We start from the raw sequence: 16,944 nt of genomic DNA, 5'->3' as shown, positions 1-16,944 counted from the left end.
TAAATAATAGAAAAGAGAGAAAAAACTATGGCAGTTCAAATGGAATACGAAAAAGATGTTAAAGTAGCAGCACTTGACGGTAAAAAAATCGCTGTTATCGGTTATGGTTCACAAGGACATGCGCATGCTCAAAACTTGCGTGATTCAGGTCGCGATGTCATCATCGGTGTCCGTCCAGGTAAATCTTTTGACAAAGCAAAAGAAGACGGATTTGACACTTATACAGTAGCAGAAGCAACTAAATTGGCTGATGTTATCATGATTTTGGCACCAGACGAAATCCAACAAGAATTGTACGAAGCAGAAATCGCTCCAAACTTGGAAGCTGGAAACGCAGTTGGATTTGCCCATGGTTTCAATATCCACTTTGAGTTTATCAAAGTTCCTGCGGATGTAGATGTCTTTATGTGTGCACCTAAAGGACCAGGACACTTGGTACGCCGTACTTATGAAGAAGGATTTGGTGTTCCAGCTCTTTATGCAGTATACCAAGATGCAACAGGAAATGCTAAAAACATTGCTATGGACTGGTGTAAAGGTGTTGGAGCAGCTCGTGTAGGTCTTCTTGAAACAACTTACAAAGAAGAAACTGAAGAAGATTTGTTTGGTGAACAAGCTGTACTTTGTGGTGGTTTGACTGCCCTTATCGAAGCAGGTTTCGAAGTCTTGACAGAAGCAGGATATGCTCCAGAATTGGCTTACTTTGAAGTTCTTCACGAAATGAAATTGATCGTTGACTTGATCTACGAAGGTGGATTCAAGAAAATGCGTCAATCTATTTCAAACACTGCTGAATACGGTGACTATGTATCAGGTCCACGTGTAATCACTGAACAAGTTAAAGAAAACATGAAGGCTGTCTTGGCAGACATCCAAAATGGTAAATTTGCAAATGACTTTGTAAATGACTATAAAGCTGGACGTCCAAAATTGACTGCTTACCGTGAACAAGCAGCTAACCTTGAAATTGAAAAAGTTGGTGCAGAATTGCGTAAAGCAATGCCATTCGTTGGTAAAAACGACGATGATGCATTCAAAATCTATAACTAATTAGAGAGCAAAGGATTTTGAGAAAACTTTAGCTTCAGCTATTCGTGGGATATTAGATGTACTTATTTAGGGGTTGAAATCATATGAATATTACCAATTTGTTTTCTATCAAGACAGGATGTGATGAAACTGATAGGCAACTGCAAAAATTATTTTTTCAGTTGGATTTACAATTGGGAGAATTGACAGATCAACTAAGAAAATTAGATTCTAATTTTGTTCCTCGTAGTCAATTTGTAGACACGCTGGATTTGAATGATGTAGAATATAAAGAAATTTTAAACTATTTTATCTTCCATCGTAATGATAGTGAAGAAAGTTTGGCAGAATGGTTATATGATTGGATTTCTACAAATCGTTATGAACTTCCTAAAGAGTTTTCAATTCGTATGGCTCATAAATATCATGAAAGTGTTGCTGAAGTTTTTGGAGATGAATAACTAAAAAAACAGTCATTAGTGACTGTTTTTTATAGAAAAAGAGGTTTTATATGTTAAGTTCAAAAGATATAATCAAGGCTCACAAGGTCTTGAACGGTGTGGTTGTGAATACACCGCTTGATTATGACCATTATTTATCGGAGAAGTATGGTGCTAAGATTTATTTGAAAAAGGAAAATGCCCAGCGTGTTCGCTCTTTTAAAATTCGTGGTGCCTATTATGCTATTTCTCAGCTCAGCAAGGAAGAGCGTGAGCGTGGGGTAGTCTGCGCTTCTGCGGGAAATCATGCGCAGGGAGTTGCCTATACTTGTAATGAAATGAAAATTCCTGCTACTATCTTTATGCCCATTACTACTCCGCAACAAAAGATTGGGCAAGTTCGCTTTTTTGGTGGGGATTTCGTGACCATTAAACTAGTTGGAGATACCTTTGATGCCTCGGCCAAAGCAGCTCAAGAATTTACAGTCTCTGAAAATCGTACCTTTATTGATCCCTTTGATGATGCCCATGTTCAAGCAGGTCAAGGGACAGTTGCTTATGAGATTTTAGAAGAAGCTCGAAAAGAATCGATTGATTTTGATGCTGTCTTGGTTCCTGTTGGTGGTGGCGGTCTCATTGCCGGGGTTTCTACCTATATCAAGGAAACAAGTCCAGAAATTGAAGTCATTGGGGTAGAGGCGAATGGAGCGCGTTCCATGAAGGCTGCCTTTGAAGCTGGTGGGCCTGTTAAGCTCAAGGAAATTGACAAATTTGCGGATGGGATTGCTGTGCAAAAGGTAGGACAGTTGACCTATGAGGCAACTCGCCAACATGTTCAAACTTTGGTAGGTGTCGATGAGGGATTGATTTCTGAAACCTTGATTGACCTCTACTCTAAGCAAGGGATTGTCGCAGAACCTGCTGGAGCGGCTAGTATCGCCTCTTTAGAGGTTTTAGCTGAATATATTAAGGGGAAAACCATTTGTTGTATCATTTCTGGAGGAAATAATGATATCAACCGTATGCCAGAAATGGAAGAGCGTGCCTTGATTTATGATGGGATCAAACATTACTTTGTGGTCAATTTTCCACAGCGTCCAGGAGCTTTGCGTGAATTTGTAAATGATATCCTGGGGCCAAATGATGATATCACACGTTTTGAGTACATCAAACGAGCTAGTAAGGGAACAGGTCCAGTATTGATCGGAATCGCCTTAGCGGATAAGCATGATTATGCAGGTTTAATCCGTAGAATGGAAGGTTTTGATCCGGCTTATATTAACTTAAATGGTAATGAAACGCTTTATAATATGCTTGTCTGAGGACTAATAAAAAAATATCATATTATTTGCACAACTGATGTATAGGTGCTATAATGAAGATGAAGAAAGGGGGCGATTCCTATGGTTTTAGGAAACTTATCGTGCAATTCTTACTTCTGTTCATTATAGCACTTATGATGTTTGGCTCAGATTTCCATCCTTCATTTTGATTTCCCATCTATTTTGAAAAGTAGACTCACACGGTCTTTAAGATGTGATTTGCTTTCTTTTTGCTGACAAATATACCATATTAAAAGGATATATGAGTAACTGACTGAGCTTATCTGTCTTGTCATCTTTATTAAGGATGGTTTAGAGAATCGGGTGTTTGGTTTTAGGTTAGCACCTCAATATCCAAATGAGTGATGAATTTGAAGAATATAAGGAATGGCTATCTATCAGATGATTTCTTGAGGAAGAAAGATAGGAGTTTTGAGCTAGTGAATGCTTGGATTTCTAAAGGTTAGGATTGTCATATTCAGTTATTAAATCGAAGAAATAAGCTATCTTACGGAAATAGGGAAGCATTTTTTTAAAAGCTTGAATAATTTTGCACCTCAAGAGGGTAATAATACAATATTTTTATTAGCAAATATTTATGGTGTAGAGGCTAGCAAAACCTATATATTATCGGCTTTAAAAAGGAAGTAAGAAAATTCTGAACTAATTATTTTCGTTGAATATATGTTTTTTTATTGACAAAAGTAGTAAAAACGTATACAATTAAATATTGTAAAGAAGAAAATAGGAGAAAAACATGGCTAAGTCAAACTTTGAAAAAGTAGAATCAGTTGTTGGCTGGGTTCGTGATAAGAAAATCACAGGCTACCGTATCTCTAAAGAAACGAATGCGCGTGAAATGTCTATCATTGCTCTGGCGCAGGGTCGTGCAAAAGTAAAAAATATTTCATTTGAAACAGCCCTAGGCCTAATTGATTTCTATGAAAAAAATCATGAAAAATTTGAAGATTAATCTTTGGATAACGGCGGATTCTTGACCCTCAAGTAGTAGAGATAGAGAATCTGCCTTTTCATTTTGGACAGCAAAAAGACTGCACGGTTGATGCAGCCTTTTCTTTTTATTTAAGATAGCGTTGAAGGAATTCTTTTGTACGGTCTTCTTTAGGATTGGTGAAGAGGTCTTCTGGTTTGCCTTCTTCAGCAATCACACCCTTATCCATAAAGATAACACGGTGAGAGACATCACGGGCGAATTCCATTTCGTGGGTTACGACAATCATAGTCAAGCCTTCCTGAGCAAGATCCTGCATGATTCTGAGGACCTCTCCAACCATTTCTGGATCGAGAGCTGATGTTGGTTCATCAAAGAGAATAGCGTCAGGATTCATGGAAAGGGCGCGAGCGATGGCCACACGTTGTTTTTGACCACCTGAGAGTTGTTTTGGCTTGGCTTGCCAGTAGCGTTCTCCCATGCCGACCTTTTCTAGGTTTTCTTTGGCAATCTTTTCAGCTTCTGTACGTTCGCGTTTAAGGACAGTTGTCTGAGCGACAATTGTGTTTTCAAGCACGTTGAGATTTTCAAAGAGGTTAAAGGATTGGAACACCATCCCCAACTTTTCACGGTATTGCGTGAGGTCATAGCCTTTTTCGAGGACGTTTTGTCCATGATAAAGAATTTGTCCATCAGTTGGCGTTTCAAGTAGGTTAATGGAGCGTAGGAAGGTTGATTTTCCGCTTCCAGAGCTTCCGATGATAGAGATAACTTCTCCCTTGTGGACAGTGAGAGAAATGTCTTTTAACACTTCGTTTTGGCCATAGGATTTTTTGAGGTGTTTAATTTCAAGGATTGCTTGGGTCATTATTTCAAATCCTCCGTTTGCATTTGGTTAGCACCTGTAGTATAGGTATCCATGTCCATGCGGCGTTCGATGAAGCGTAGGATACGTGTTACGGTGAAGGTGAGGACAAAGTAAATCACGGCGATGATTGTAAATGTCTGGAAGTATTGATAGGTTTGCGTTGCCACGGTATTTCCTGAGAAATAAAGTTCGACAACCGAGATAACGTTCAATACAGATGTATCTTTGATATTGATGACAAATTCATTACCAGTTGCTGGTAGGATATTGCGGACAACCTGAGGTAGGACAATCTTACGCATGGTTTGGTTATGAGTCATACCGAGTGCAGTCGCGGCTTCAAATTGTCCCTTGTCAACTGCCAGGATACCACCACGGACGATTTCAGTCATGTAGGCACCGGTATTGATTGAAACGATGAAGATAGCAGCTAGTGTACGGTCAAGGTTGATACCGAAAGCTTGGGCAGTTCCATAGTAGATAACCATCGATTGAACGATCATTGGAGTACCACGGAAAATTTCAATGTAGACATTGAGGATCCAGCCAACTAATTTTTGTAGGCTATAAATGGCTTTATTTTCAGATAGAGGAGCAGTACGGAAAACACCAATGGCAAGGCCGATAATGAGACCTATGATGGTTCCGACGATAGAGATTAAAAGAGTGATACCAGCACCACGCAAGAGTTGTTGCCAGTTTTCAGAAAGAATTTTAGCGACTTGGCTAAAGAAACTACTGCTAGTCTCTTCAGTTGTTGTAGCTTCGGCAGGTTGTTCCTTGATCATACGATCCATCAAGGAAACTTGGTAGTCTTTTGAAATGGTTTCAATGCTGGCATTGATTTGGCTAATACGATTGTCATCTTTACGAAGTCCGATGGCGATAGCTGTATCTTCTTCCCCAGTTTTGAAACCTGGCTCTACTTGGACCATCTTAAACTTAGAGTTCGCAGCTTCAGCAGTCAGAGCTTCTGGGCGTTCAGAAACATAGGCATCGATGACACCAGCCTCAAGAGCTTGGCGCATTTGAGCGAAGTCTCCCATGGCTGTTTCTTTCTTAGCACCCGGGATTTGTGCAATCAAGTCATAAAGGTAGACACCTTGTTGAGAAGTGATTTTCGCACCATTAAAGTTATCCAAAGATTTAGCATTTGCGTAGGCAGAATCTTTTTTGACTAGTAGAACTGGTTCGCTAGTGTAGTAACTGCTTGAAAAGGCAATTTCTTGTTTACGCTCGGCAGTAGGACTCATACCTGCGATAATCATGTCAATCTTACCAGAAGTAAGGGCAGGGACTAGACCTTCCCACTTGGTTTTAACAACCAAAGGTTCTTTACCTAAGTCCTTAGCGATTTTCTTGGCGATTTGAACATCGTATCCGTTAGCATACTGGTTGGTTCCATCGATTTTGACAGCTCCATTGCTATCATCGTCCTGGGTCCAGTTAAAGGGAGCATATGCTGCTTCCATCCCGATGCGTAAATATTCATCGGCTTGAGCAACATTGACAAGTCCCAGCATCAGCAAGAGACTTGTGAAAATAGATAAGTATATTTTTTTCATGATTTCTCCTATTTCTAATCTATTAAAAAATAACTGTCTCCTATTTTATCGAAAAATGCGTAATTTTTCAACATAAGTAAGCCTTTACTTACGAAAAAATGCTATAATGATAAGAAAGATAAAAAGGGGGCTTAATTGATGAAAAAAACTTTTTTCTTATTTGTTTTAGGCTTGTTTTGCCTTCTGCCACTTTCTGTTTTCGCCATTGATTTTAAGATAAACTCTTATCAAGGTGATTTGTATATTCATGCAGACAATACGGCAGAATTTAGACAGAAGATAGTTTATCAGTTTGAGGAGGACTTTAAGGGGCAAATCGTGGGACTTGGACGTGCTGGCAAGATGCCTAGCGGATTTGAGATTGATTCTCATCCAAAGGTTCAGGCTGCGAAAAATGGTGCTGAACTAGCAGACGTTACTAGCGAAGTGATAGAAGGAGCAGATGGTTATACTGTTAAAGTTTATAATCCAGGTCAAGAAGGCGACACAGTTGAAGTTTACCTCGTTTGGAACTTAAAAAATTTGCTTTTTCTATATGATGACATCGCTGAATTAAATTGGCAGCCTTTAACAGATAGTTCAGGGGCTATTGGAAAGTTTGAATTTCATGTAAGGGGAGAGAAGGGGGCTGAAAAACTCTTTTTCCATACAGGCAAACTTTTTAGAGAGGGAACGATTGAAAAGAGTAATCTTGATTATACTATTCGTTTGGACAATCTTTCGGCTAAGCGTGGGGTTGAATTGCATGCCTACTGGCCTCGAACTGATTTTGCTAGCGCTAGGGATCAGGGTTTGAAAGGGAATCGTTTAGAAGAGTTTAATAAAATAGAGGACTCGATTGTTAAAGAAAAAGAGCAAAGTAAACAACTCGTTACCTGGGTCTTCCCTGCCATACTTTCTATCTCCTTGTTATTGAGTATTTGCTTTTATTATATTTATAGAAGAAAGACCACTCCTTCGGTCAAATATGCCAAAAATCATCGTCTCTATGAACCACCAATGGAATTAGAGCCTATGGTATTATCAGAGGCTGTCTACTCGACCTCCTTGGAGGAAGTGAGTCCCTTGGTCAAGGGAGCTGGAAAATTCACCTTTGACCAACTTATTCAAGCTACCTTGTTAGATGTGATAGACCGTGGGAATATCTCTATCATTTCAGAAGGAGATGCAGTTGGTTTGAGGCTAGTAAAAGAAGATGGTTTGTCAAGCTTTGAGAAAGACTGTCTAAATCTGACTTTTTCAGGCAAAAAAGAAGAAACTCTTTCCAATTTGTTTGCGGATTACAAGGTATCTGATAGTCTTTATCGTAGAGCAAAAGTCTCTGATGAAAAACGGATTCAAGCAAAGGGGCGTCAGCTCAAATCCTCTTTTGAAGAAGTATTGAAAGAGATGCAAGAAGGAGTGAGAAATCGGGTTATCTTCTGGGGACTTCCAGATTATTATCGTCCTTTAACTGGTGGGGAAAAGGCCTTGCAAGTGGGGATGGGACTCTCCACTATCTTGCCCCTATTTATTGGATTTGGTTTGTTCTTGTACAGTTTGGACGTTTATGGCTATCTTTACCTCCCCTTGCCAATACTTGGTTTTCTAGGTTTGGTTTTGGCTGTTTTCTATTATTGGAAGCTTCGACTAGATAATCGTGATGGTGTCCTAAATGAAGCGGGAGCAGAGGTCTACTATCTCTGGACCAGTTTTGAAAATATGTTGCGTGAGATTGCACGATTGGATCAGGCAGAGTTGGAAAGTATTGTAGTCTGGAATCGCCTCTTGGTCTATGCAACCCTATTTGGCTATGCGGACAAGGTTAGTCATTTGATGAAGGTTCATCACATCCAAGTAGAAAATCCAGATATCAATCTCTATGTAGCTTATGGCTGGCATAGTATGTTTTATCATTCAACAGCACAAATGAGCCATTATGCTAGTGTCGCAAATACAGCAAGTACCTACTCCGTATCTTCTGGAAGTGGAAGTTCTGGCGGTGGCTTCTCTGGTGGCGGAGGTGGCGGCAGTATCGGAGCCTTTTAAAGAGAACTGCCATAGACTGAAAAAGTATGCTATAATGGAAGATAGAAAAAAGGAGTAATCTATGTATCTTATTGAAATTTTAAAATCTATCTTCTTCGGAATTGTTGAAGGAATTACGGAATGGTTGCCGATTTCCAGTACAGGGCACTTGATTTTAGCAGAGGAGTTTATCCAATACCAAAATCAGAATGAATCTTTTATGTCCATGTTTAATGTCGTGATTCAGCTTGGAGCGATTTTGGCGGTTATGGTCATTTACTTTAATAAGCTCAATCCTTTCAAACCGACTAAGGACAAACAGGAAGTTCGTAAGACTTGGAGACTATGGTTGAAGGTCTTGATTGCGACCTTGCCTTTGCTTGGCGTCTTTAAATTTGATGATTGGTTTGACACCCACTTCCATAACATGGTTTCAGTTGCCCTCATGTTGATTATCTACGGGATTGCCTTTATCTATTTGGAAAAGCGCAATAAAGCGCGTGCTATCGAGCCAAGTGTAACAGAATTAGACAAGCTTCCTTATACGACAGCTTTCTATATCGGACTCTTCCAAGTTCTTGCTCTTTTACCAGGGACTAGCCGTTCAGGTGCAACGATTGTCGGTGGTTTGTTAAATGGAACGAGTCGTTCAGTTGTGACAGAATTTACTTTCTATCTAGGGATTCCTGTTATGTTTGGAGCTAGCGCATTAAAGATTTTCAAATTTATAAAAGCAGGACAGCTCTTGAGTTTTGGGCAATTGTTCTTGCTCTTGGTTGCGATGGGAGTCGCTTTTGCAGTCAGCATGGTCGCTATTCGCTTTTTGACCAGCTATGTGAAAAAACACGACTTTACCCTTTTCGGTAAATACCGCATCGTGCTTGGTAGTATCTTATTGCTTTATAGCTTTATTCGTTTATTTGTATAAGAAAAAACCTTGAAGGGGTAGCTCTTCAAGGTTTTAAAATCCAGTCATGGTAATCCCCAGCAGGCGGACACCTCTTTCTTTCTCGCTTAACTCTTCATAGAGTTGCAGGGCGATTTGGCTTATCTGATTAGCATCCTGTGTTTTTTGAGCCAGACTTTTTCGTTTGGTAAGAGTTGAAAAGTCCTCGTAGCGAATTTTCAGAATGACAATTTTTCCAGCTTTTTCTTGTTGATGTAGATTGAGAGCGACTCTTTCTGATAGAAGAGTCAGCTCTTTTTTGATGTCTTCCTCAGCACGGAGAATCTTCCCGTAGGTTTTCTCCTTTCCGATTGATTTACGGATGCGATTGGATTTGACGGGGGAATTGTGAATACCACGAGCCTTTCGATAAAGGTCATAGCCCAGTCTGCCAAAGCGGTCTATTAGGGTCACTTCAGGAACTTCAAGTAGGTCAGCTCCAGTAAAAACACCCATGTGATGAAGGCGTTCCACCGTCTTTTTTCCTACTCCATGAAATTTGGAAATATCCATTTGTTTGAGAAAATCCTCAGCCTGTTCAGGTAAAATCACTGTCAAACCATGTGGTTTTTGATAATCGCTAGCCATTTTAGCTAAGAATTTGTTGTAGGAAACACCTGCGGAAGCAGTTAGATGGAGTTCTTGCCAGATATCCTCTTGAATGAGGAGAGCGATTTTGACCGCTGACTTGATACCGAGTTTATTTTCTGTCACATCCAAATAGGCTTCGTCAATGCTCATGGGTTCAATCAAATCTGTATAGCGCTTAAAGATAGCTCGAATCTGGAGTCCCACAGTCTTGTATTTTTCATAATTCCCTGAGATAAAGACTGCCTGGGGACAACGTTCGTAGGCTTCCTTGGAACTCATGGCAGAATGGACACCAAAAGCTCGCGCCTCATAGCTACAAGTGGAAACGACTCCCCGCCCACCTGTTTGCCGAGGGTCGCTTCCGATAATGACAGGTTTTCCTCTGAGTTTAGGATTATCTCTGATTTCCACCGCAGCAAAAAAGGCATCCATGTCAATATGGATGATTTTTCTTGACAAATCATTTAACAAAGGAAAAATCAACATGCCTAGCCCCCTTTTTACTGCTTATTTTCTTTTATTATACCCTTTTTTCTGAAAAAAAGAAAAAAGGACTTTATTTTTTCAAAAATATAATACAGTTTGAAATAAAATGTAGACTGTTTTAGAAAAGAAAGTGTAAAAATAGGGAATTTTCACTTGTTGAAATCGGTTACTGTATGGTATACTTGACTCATGAATGTAACAGATGGTTGTTACTAGAAAGAAAAAAGAGGACATTAACATGGTTGTTAAAACAGTTGTTGAAGCACAAGATATTTTTGACAAAGCTTGGGAAGGCTTCAAAGGCGTAGATTGGAAAGAAAAAGCAAGTGTATCACGCTTCGTACAAGCTAACTACACACCTTATGATGGAGACGAAAGCTTCCTTGCAGGACCAACAGAACGTTCACTTCACATCAAAAAAATTGTAGAAGAAACTAAAGCACACTACGAAGAAACTCGTTTCCCAATGGACACTCGTCCAACATCTATCGCTGATATCCCAGCAGGATTTATCGATAAAGAAAACGAAGTTATCTTCGGTATCCAAAACGACGAACTCTTCAAATTGAACTTCATGCCAAAAGGTGGTATCCGTATGGCTGAAACTACTTTGAAAGAAAATGGATACGAACCAGATCCAGCTGTTCACGAAATCTTTACTAAATACGTAACAACAGTTAACGACGGTATCTTCCGCGCTTATACTTCAAATATCCGTCGTGCTCGTCACGCACACACTGTAACTGGTCTTCCAGATGCATACTCACGCGGACGTATCATCGGTGTTTACGCACGTCTTGCTCTTTACGGTGCAGACTACTTGATGCAAGAAAAAGTAAACGACTGGAATGCAATCGAAGAAATCGATGAAGAAACAATCCGTCTTCGTGAAGAAATCAATCTTCAATATCAAGCATTGCAACAAGTTGTTCGCTTGGGTGACCTTTACGGAGTTGACGTTCGCAAACCAGCGATGAACGTTAAAGAAGCTATCCAATGGGTTAACATCGCCTTCATGTCTGTCTGCCGTGTTATCAACGGTGCTGCTACATCCCTAGGACGTGTACCAATCGTATTGGACATCTTTGCAGAACGTGACCTTGCTCGTGGTACATTTACTGAATCAGAAATCCAAGAATTTGTTGATGATTTCGTTATGAAACTTCGTACAGTTAAATTTGCTCGTACAAAAGCTTATGACCAATTGTACTCAGGTGACCCAACTTTCATCACAACTTCTATGGCTGGTATGGGTAACGACGGTCGTCACCGTGTTACTAAGATGGACTACCGTTTCTTGAACACTCTTGACAACATCGGTAACTCTCCAGAGCCAAACTTGACAGTTCTTTGGACTGACAAATTGCCATACAACTTCCGTCGCTACTGTATGCATATGAGCCACAAACACTCTTCTATCCAATACGAAGGTGTAACAACAATGGCTAAAGACGGATATGGTGAAATGAGCTGTATCTCATGCTGTGTGTCTCCACTTGACCCAGAAAATGAAGAGCAACGCCACAACATCCAGTACTTCGGTGCTCGTGTAAACGTATTGAAAGCCCTTCTTACTGGTTTGAACGGTGGTTACGACGATGTTCACAAAGACTACAAAGTATTTGACATCGAACCAATCCGTGACGAAGTTCTTGAATTTGAATCAGTTAAAGCTAACTTTGAAAAATCTCTTGACTGGTTGACTGATACTTACGTAGATGCTTTGAACATCATCCACTACATGACTGATAAGTACAACTACGAAGCTGTTCAAATGGCCTTCTTGCCAACTAAACAACGTGCTAACATGGGATTCGGTATCTGTGGATTTGCCAACACTGTTGATACATTGGCAGCTATCAAATACGCTACAGTTAAACCAATCCGTGATGAAAATGGCTACATCTACGATTACGAAACAATCGGAGAATACCCACGTTGGGGTGAAGATGACCCACGTTCAAACGAATTGGCAGAATGGTTGATCGAAGCTTACACAACTCGTCTACGTAGCCACAAACTTTACAAAGACGCTGAAGCTACAGTATCACTTTTGACAATCACATCTAACGTTGCTTACTCTAAACAAACTGGTAACTCACCAGTTCACAAAGGTGTATACCTCAACGAAGATGGTTCTGTGAACTTGTCTAAACTTGAATTCTTCTCACCAGGTGCTAACCCATCTAACAAAGCTAAAGGTGGATGGTTGCAAAACTTGAACTCACTTTCTAGCCTTGACTTTAGTTATGCAGCTGATGGTATCTCATTGACTACACAAGTATCACCTCGCGCTCTTGGTAAGACTCGTGACGAACAAGTTGATAACTTGGTAACAATCCTTGATGGTTACTTCGAAAACGGTGGACAACACGTTAACTTGAACGTTATGGACTTGAACGATGTTTACGAAAAGATCATGTCAGGTGAAGACGTTATCGTACGTATCTCTGGATATTGTGTAAACACTAAATACCTCACACCAGAACAAAAAACTGAATTGACACAACGTGTCTTCCACGAAGTTCTTTCAATGGATGATGCCTTGGATGCATTGAGCTAATCAAGTTCTTGAATAATGAAATAAGGAACCCTCGGTCAAACGACTGAGGGTTGTTTTTTGGGCTCTTCAATTCCTTGAGTCAGGTACTGAAATGTCTGACCGAGATTCAAAGATACTTGTTGAGTTGCGGGAAGTATTTGATACTCAATGAAAATCAAAGAGCAAACTAGGAAGCTAGCCACAGGTTGCTCAAAACACTGTTTTGAGGTTGTAGATAAGACTGACAAAGTCAGTCACATATATACGGCAAGGCGAAGCTGACGTGGTTTGAATTTTATTTTCGAAGAGTATGAAAATAAAAACACCACACTTTGTAAGACACAAGGTGTGGTTGTATTTTATCTCTTAGACCAAGTTCTCTTCATAAAGAGAAGTAGGATTGGATAAATCTCCAAGCGGCCTGCAATCATTGCAAAGGAGAGGAGAATTTTTGAGATAGGGCTAAAGATTGAGAAACTAGATGTCGTTCCTAGAATAGGACCGATGTTATTGAAACAGCTAAAGACAGCACTGGTAACGATCAGGAAATCATTGCTATCTAGGCTGACAATAAAGATAAGCGCTAGCAAAATCATAGCATAGATGACAAAGTACTTGAGAATTTTATGCTGGGTATCCTTGTCAATCACCGTTTTATTAACATGGAGTGTCAAAACACGGTGGGGCGATAGGATTGACAAAATTTGATTTTTGGCAATTTTTGAAAGGATAAGGCCTCGAATAACCTTGAGTCCACCTGCAGTTGAACCAGCAGAACCACCGATTGCCATGAGGAAGAGAAGGATAAACTGGGAGAAGAGGGGCCAATTGGTAATATCTCCATATCCAAAACCAGTCGTTGTAATGATATTGGAAACCTGGAAGAAGGCCATTTCAAAACTCTTAGAAAATCCTGGGTAGAGATAGAGGGTATTGAGGCTGATCAAGCCTGTAGAAAGCAGAACAATGACCAAGTAAGCTCGAAGTTCTTCGTCACCAAAGAAGGCCTTGACGCGACGGAGCATGAGGTAGTAGTAGAGATTGAAATTGACCCCAAAAACCAGAACTCCGATACTAACCAGATAGGTAATCAGTGAGCTACCATAGTGGGCAATTCCATCGTTATAGACTGTAAAACCTCCTGTACCTGCTGTTCCCATGGCAATGACAAAACTATCAAATAGGGGCATACCAGCTAGATAATAGATGATGACAAAGAGGGAAAAGAGGGCTAGGTAAAGGAGATAGAGGATCTGGGCAGTATTTTTGAGTTTGGATACAACCTTGCCAAAAACAGGGCCAGGAACCTCAGCCTTCATCACTTCTAGGTGGCTATTCTTGGCATTATCCATAATAGCAAGTGCAAAAACAAGCACTCCCATCCCTCCAATCAAGTGGGTAAAACTTCGCCAGAAGAGGAGGGAACGACTGAGAACCGAAACGTCGTTCAGAATAGTTGCTCCGGTAGTTGTAAAGCCAGAACTGATCTCAAAAAAGGCATCTATAACACTGGGAATTTGTCTAGCAAAGACAAAGGGGAGACCACCAAAGAAAGACCAAAGGATCCAACAGAGGGCCACAATCAAGATTCCCTCCTTGGCATAAATCCGTTGATTTTTTGGCTTTTGTAAAATTCCTGAACCGCCTAGTAATACGAGAATCCCAATCGTTGTAAAGAGGGCTGTAAAGACTTGGCTCGATTCACGGTAATAGATAGCAACAGACACAGGAACCAAAAGGAGAACAGCTTCAAGCAAAAGTAACTTTGAAAGGAGGTAACGAATCATACTTTTATTCATTTCTTACCTCGCAATTAAGTCATAAATCTTGGTGATGTTTGGCAACAAGGTTGTTACTAGGAGCTTGTCTCCAACTTCCAACATATCCTCCCCAGTTGGGAAAATAGTCTTGCCCTTTCGAATGATGGCTGCAATAAGAACCCCTTTTTTCAATTTCAGTTGAGAAAGAGGTTTGGCAGTCATCTTATTAGCTTCCTTGATATGGAATTGCAGGGTTTCGATTTGGCCATTGGCTAGATGGTGCATGGCTTGAAGGTCTGAATACTGGGCATTAACTCGACCACGAATAAAGTGCATGATTGTATCTACAGCAATGCTTTTAGGTGTGATGATACTTGAAAAATCAGGCGCATTGATAATCTCGAGGAGACTGGTACGATTGACCTTGGTAATATTTTTCTGTACCCCTACCCTGTCAAGGAACATAGAGGTAATCAGATTTTCCTCATCGACCCCTGTTAGAGTCGCAACGGCATCATAGTTTTGAGCACTTTCTTCCAGCAGGATATCTTTTGCGGTACCATCTCCTTGAACGATGTGGAGGTTTGGAAATTTCTCGCTAAAGAAGCTAGCGATTTCAGGATTGATTTCAATAACCTTGGTATCGATACGACTGTCTTTGAGGATACCTAGTAGATAATAGGCAATTCTACCAGCTCCCACAATAAGAAGACTCTTCACGGCACGAGACTTGAAATAATTATGGAAGAGCATCATGTCAACACGGTTACCGGTGACAAAGATTCTATCTTTATCCTGTACAGTCATGTCACCGCTTGGAATGATAATTTGATGATCCCTCTCTATCGCACAGACAATGACATTGCCAAATTTTTTCCGAAAATCAGAAATGGGCATTTGGCAAAGACCACTGGAGGATTTAACAGTGAATTCCATCAAGCTGACCCGTCCACCAAAGAAACGTTCGACAGACAGGGCGTTGGGGAAGTCAATGATATTAGCAATAGCGCGGGCAGCCAAGAGCTCAGGGTTAACGATAAGAGAAAAACCGAGAATATTCTTTTCTTTGAAATAAGAGTTAGAATATTCAGGGTTTCGCACCCGAACGATAGTTTCTTTAGCTCCCATTTTCTTGGCTAGAACGGCTGCAATCATGTTGACTTCATCGTACTCAGTCAGGGTGATAAAGATATCACAATCTTGGACGCTGGCTTGCTCAAGAATGGCAAAATCGGCCCCGTTACCAAGGATACCAATGATATCAAAGCGACTGACAATATGATTGAGAACAGCTTCGTCTTGCTCAATTAGCAAAACATCATGCTTTTCTGCAACCAAGGAGCGACAGAGGGCAAAACCAACTTTTCCCCCTCCGACAAGGATAATTTTCATATTAAAACCTACTTTTTCATGATGTAACTATCATACCTTTTTTCAAGAAAAAATGCACCTACTAGCTAATAACAAGAGCTTTTAGTGAAAATTTGCTATAAGATAAAACTATACCCTAACCAATTGAAATAGCTATTAGCGACTTTCTCTGAAATATGGTATGATAAAGGATATACAAGGAGATAAAATGAATAATAATTTACTGGTATTACAATCAGACTTTGGTCTGGTTGATGGTGCGGTATCGGCTATGATTGGAGTGGCTTTAGAAGAATCTCCAACCTTAAAAATTCATCACTTGACGCACGATATTACGCCTTATAATATTTTTGAGGGGAGCTACCGTCTTTTTCAGACGGTGGATTACTGGCCTGAGGGAACGACTTTTGTATCGGTTGTCGATCCAGGTGTCGGCTCGAAACGTAAGAGTGTGGTTGCCAAGACTGCAAAAAATCAATACATTGTCACGCCAGATAATGGAACGCTTTCTTTTATCAAGAAACACGTTGGCATTGTAGCTATTCGTGAAATTTCTGAAGTGGCCAATAGACGTCAAAACACAGAGCATTCTTATACCTTCCACGGTCGTGATGTTTATGCTTATACTGGTGCTAAACTGGCCAGCGGTCACATTACTTTTGAGGAAGTGGGGCCAGAGCTCAGTGTAGACCATATTGTAGAGCTTCCAGTCGTAGAGACCATCATTGAAGATCATTTGGTGAAGGGAGCTATTGATATTCTGGATGTGCGTTTTGGTTCGCTTTGGACCTCTATCACGCGAGAAGAATTTTACAAACTGGAACCAGACTTTGGTGACCGTTTTGAAGTGACTATCTATCACGCTGATATGCTGGTCTATCAAAATCAGGTTGTTTATGGCAAATCATTTGCGGATGTGAGAATTGGGCAACCCATCCTTTACATCAACTCTCTCTATCGTTTAGGTCTGGCTATCAACCAAGGTTCTTTTGCCAAGGCCTATAATGTGGGTGTCGGTTCATCTTGGACCATTGAAATAAAGAAAATAGAAGGATAAAATAGGAG

At 40.4% G+C, this 16,944-nt stretch carries 13 protein-coding genes and 1 pseudogene; 9 read left to right on the top strand and 5 right to left on the bottom strand.

Annotated elements, in window-relative coordinates:
- Nucleotides 1-27: 27 nt before the first annotated feature.
- From ilvC to PCY12_RS05315, 5 genes and pseudogenes are all read left to right on the top strand, one after another.
- A complete protein-coding gene (gene ilvC, locus PCY12_RS05335) occupies nucleotides 28-1,050 on the top strand; it encodes a ketol-acid reductoisomerase (protein ID WP_000290683.1) in 1,023 nt (340 codons plus the stop codon).
- An 83-nt stretch (nucleotides 1,051-1,133) separates the two neighbouring features.
- The gene (locus PCY12_RS05330; RefSeq protein ID WP_001027897.1) at nucleotides 1,134-1,490 is read left to right on the top strand and encodes a hypothetical protein; all 357 of its coding nucleotides are present in this window, start codon (nucleotides 1,134-1,136) and stop codon (nucleotides 1,488-1,490) included.
- Nucleotides 1,491-1,540: 50 nt separating this feature from the next.
- Nucleotides 1,541-2,791: a threonine ammonia-lyase IlvA gene (gene ilvA, locus PCY12_RS05325; protein ID WP_000952975.1), complete on the top strand. Its 1,251-nt coding sequence runs from the start codon at nucleotides 1,541-1,543 to the stop codon at nucleotides 2,789-2,791.
- A 537-nt stretch (nucleotides 2,792-3,328) separates the two neighbouring features.
- Nucleotides 3,329-3,442, top strand: a pseudogene (locus tag PCY12_RS05320) (SPFH domain-containing protein); the annotation flags it as partial.
- Between the two features lie 106 nt (nucleotides 3,443-3,548).
- On the top strand, nucleotides 3,549-3,764 hold the full coding sequence (locus tag PCY12_RS05315; RefSeq protein ID WP_001130036.1) for a hypothetical protein: 216 nt from the start codon (nucleotides 3,549-3,551) through the stop codon (nucleotides 3,762-3,764).
- Between the two features lie 106 nt (nucleotides 3,765-3,870).
- On the opposite strand, the gene PCY12_RS05310 is transcribed toward PCY12_RS05315, so the two are convergent.
- Both PCY12_RS05310 and PCY12_RS05305 read right to left on the bottom strand, forming a co-directional pair.
- The gene (locus PCY12_RS05310; RefSeq protein ID WP_000189483.1) at nucleotides 3,871-4,611 is read right to left on the bottom strand and encodes an amino acid ABC transporter ATP-binding protein; all 741 of its coding nucleotides are present in this window, start codon (nucleotides 4,609-4,611) and stop codon (nucleotides 3,871-3,873) included.
- Nucleotides 4,611-6,176, bottom strand: coding sequence for an ABC transporter substrate-binding protein/permease (locus PCY12_RS05305; protein ID WP_301351930.1), 1,566 nt, complete (start codon nucleotides 6,174-6,176; stop codon nucleotides 4,611-4,613). Before PCY12_RS05305 ends, PCY12_RS05310 begins: the two co-directional genes overlap by 1 nt.
- A gap of 138 nt (nucleotides 6,177-6,314) precedes the next feature.
- Here PCY12_RS05305 and PCY12_RS05300 point away from each other — a divergent pair, with 138 nt between their 5' ends.
- Together PCY12_RS05300 and PCY12_RS05295 are read left to right on the top strand one after the other, a co-directional pair.
- Nucleotides 6,315-8,204, top strand: a complete 1,890-nt coding sequence (locus PCY12_RS05300; RefSeq protein ID WP_301351928.1) for a DUF2207 domain-containing protein — start codon at nucleotides 6,315-6,317, stop codon at nucleotides 8,202-8,204.
- A 61-nt stretch (nucleotides 8,205-8,265) separates the two neighbouring features.
- The gene (locus PCY12_RS05295) at nucleotides 8,266-9,111 is read left to right on the top strand and encodes an undecaprenyl-diphosphate phosphatase (RefSeq protein WP_301351925.1); all 846 of its coding nucleotides are present in this window, start codon (nucleotides 8,266-8,268) and stop codon (nucleotides 9,109-9,111) included.
- Between the two features lie 33 nt (nucleotides 9,112-9,144).
- Here the strand turns inward: PCY12_RS05295 and dinB are convergent, their stop codons facing one another.
- Nucleotides 9,145-10,206: a DNA polymerase IV gene (gene dinB, locus PCY12_RS05290; RefSeq protein WP_301351923.1), complete on the bottom strand. Its 1,062-nt coding sequence runs from the start codon at nucleotides 10,204-10,206 to the stop codon at nucleotides 9,145-9,147.
- Between the two features lie 238 nt (nucleotides 10,207-10,444).
- Here dinB and pflB point away from each other — a divergent pair, with 238 nt between their 5' ends.
- Complete coding sequence (gene pflB / locus PCY12_RS05285; protein WP_000260630.1) at nucleotides 10,445-12,769, top strand: formate C-acetyltransferase; 2,325 nt, start codon at nucleotides 10,445-10,447, stop codon at nucleotides 12,767-12,769.
- A 338-nt stretch (nucleotides 12,770-13,107) separates the two neighbouring features.
- Here the strand turns inward: pflB and PCY12_RS05280 are convergent, their stop codons facing one another.
- Both PCY12_RS05280 and trkA read right to left on the bottom strand, forming a co-directional pair.
- The gene (locus PCY12_RS05280; protein ID WP_301351921.1) at nucleotides 13,108-14,547 is read right to left on the bottom strand and encodes a TrkH family potassium uptake protein; all 1,440 of its coding nucleotides are present in this window, start codon (nucleotides 14,545-14,547) and stop codon (nucleotides 13,108-13,110) included.
- A 3-nt stretch (nucleotides 14,548-14,550) separates the two neighbouring features.
- Nucleotides 14,551-15,900 (bottom strand): Trk system potassium transporter TrkA, encoded by a 1,350-nt coding sequence (trkA, locus tag PCY12_RS05275; RefSeq protein WP_301351919.1) that lies wholly within the window; start codon nucleotides 15,898-15,900, stop codon nucleotides 14,551-14,553.
- Between the two features lie 187 nt (nucleotides 15,901-16,087).
- On the opposite strand from trkA, the gene PCY12_RS05270 reads away from it, so the two are divergent.
- The gene (locus PCY12_RS05270; RefSeq protein ID WP_112444429.1) at nucleotides 16,088-16,936 is read left to right on the top strand and encodes an S-adenosyl-l-methionine hydroxide adenosyltransferase family protein; all 849 of its coding nucleotides are present in this window, start codon (nucleotides 16,088-16,090) and stop codon (nucleotides 16,934-16,936) included.
- The last annotated feature ends 8 nt before the right edge of the window (nucleotides 16,937-16,944 follow it).

It is taken from the genome of Streptococcus sp. SPS1, assembly GCF_030439915.1.
GTDB lineage: Bacteria > Bacillota > Bacilli > Lactobacillales > Streptococcaceae > Streptococcus.
The sequence above is the reverse complement of the archived record's forward strand: the minus strand, read 5'-3'. Positions and strand labels throughout refer to the sequence as shown.

Bases quoted from the DNA above. Each gene is read 5' to 3' on its own strand.
- PCY12_RS05305 (WP_301351930.1), bottom strand. From the start codon at position 6,176: ATGAAAAAAATATACTTATCTATTTTCACAAGTCTCTTGCTGATGCTG.
- PCY12_RS05315 (WP_001130036.1), top strand. From the start codon at position 3,549: ATGGCTAAGTCAAACTTTGAAAAAGTAGAATCAGTTGTTGGCTGGGTT.
- PCY12_RS05270 (WP_112444429.1), top strand. From the start codon at position 16,088: ATGAATAATAATTTACTGGTATTACAATCAGACTTTGGTCTGGTTGAT.
- PCY12_RS05330 (WP_001027897.1), top strand. From the start codon at position 1,134: ATGAATATTACCAATTTGTTTTCTATCAAGACAGGATGTGATGAAACT.
- ilvC (WP_000290683.1), top strand. From the start codon at position 28: ATGGCAGTTCAAATGGAATACGAAAAAGATGTTAAAGTAGCAGCACTT.
- PCY12_RS05300 (WP_301351928.1), top strand. From the start codon at position 6,315: ATGAAAAAAACTTTTTTCTTATTTGTTTTAGGCTTGTTTTGCCTTCTG.
- PCY12_RS05295 (WP_301351925.1), top strand. From the start codon at position 8,266: ATGTATCTTATTGAAATTTTAAAATCTATCTTCTTCGGAATTGTTGAA.
- trkA (WP_301351919.1), bottom strand. From the start codon at position 15,900: ATGAAAATTATCCTTGTCGGAGGGGGAAAAGTTGGTTTTGCCCTCTGT.
- PCY12_RS05280 (WP_301351921.1), bottom strand. From the start codon at position 14,547: ATGAATAAAAGTATGATTCGTTACCTCCTTTCAAAGTTACTTTTGCTT.
- ilvA (WP_000952975.1), top strand. From the start codon at position 1,541: ATGTTAAGTTCAAAAGATATAATCAAGGCTCACAAGGTCTTGAACGGT.
- PCY12_RS05310 (WP_000189483.1), bottom strand. From the start codon at position 4,611: ATGACCCAAGCAATCCTTGAAATTAAACACCTCAAAAAATCCTATGGC.
- dinB (WP_301351923.1), bottom strand. From the start codon at position 10,206: ATGTTGATTTTTCCTTTGTTAAATGATTTGTCAAGAAAAATCATCCAT.
- pflB (WP_000260630.1), top strand. From the start codon at position 10,445: ATGGTTGTTAAAACAGTTGTTGAAGCACAAGATATTTTTGACAAAGCT.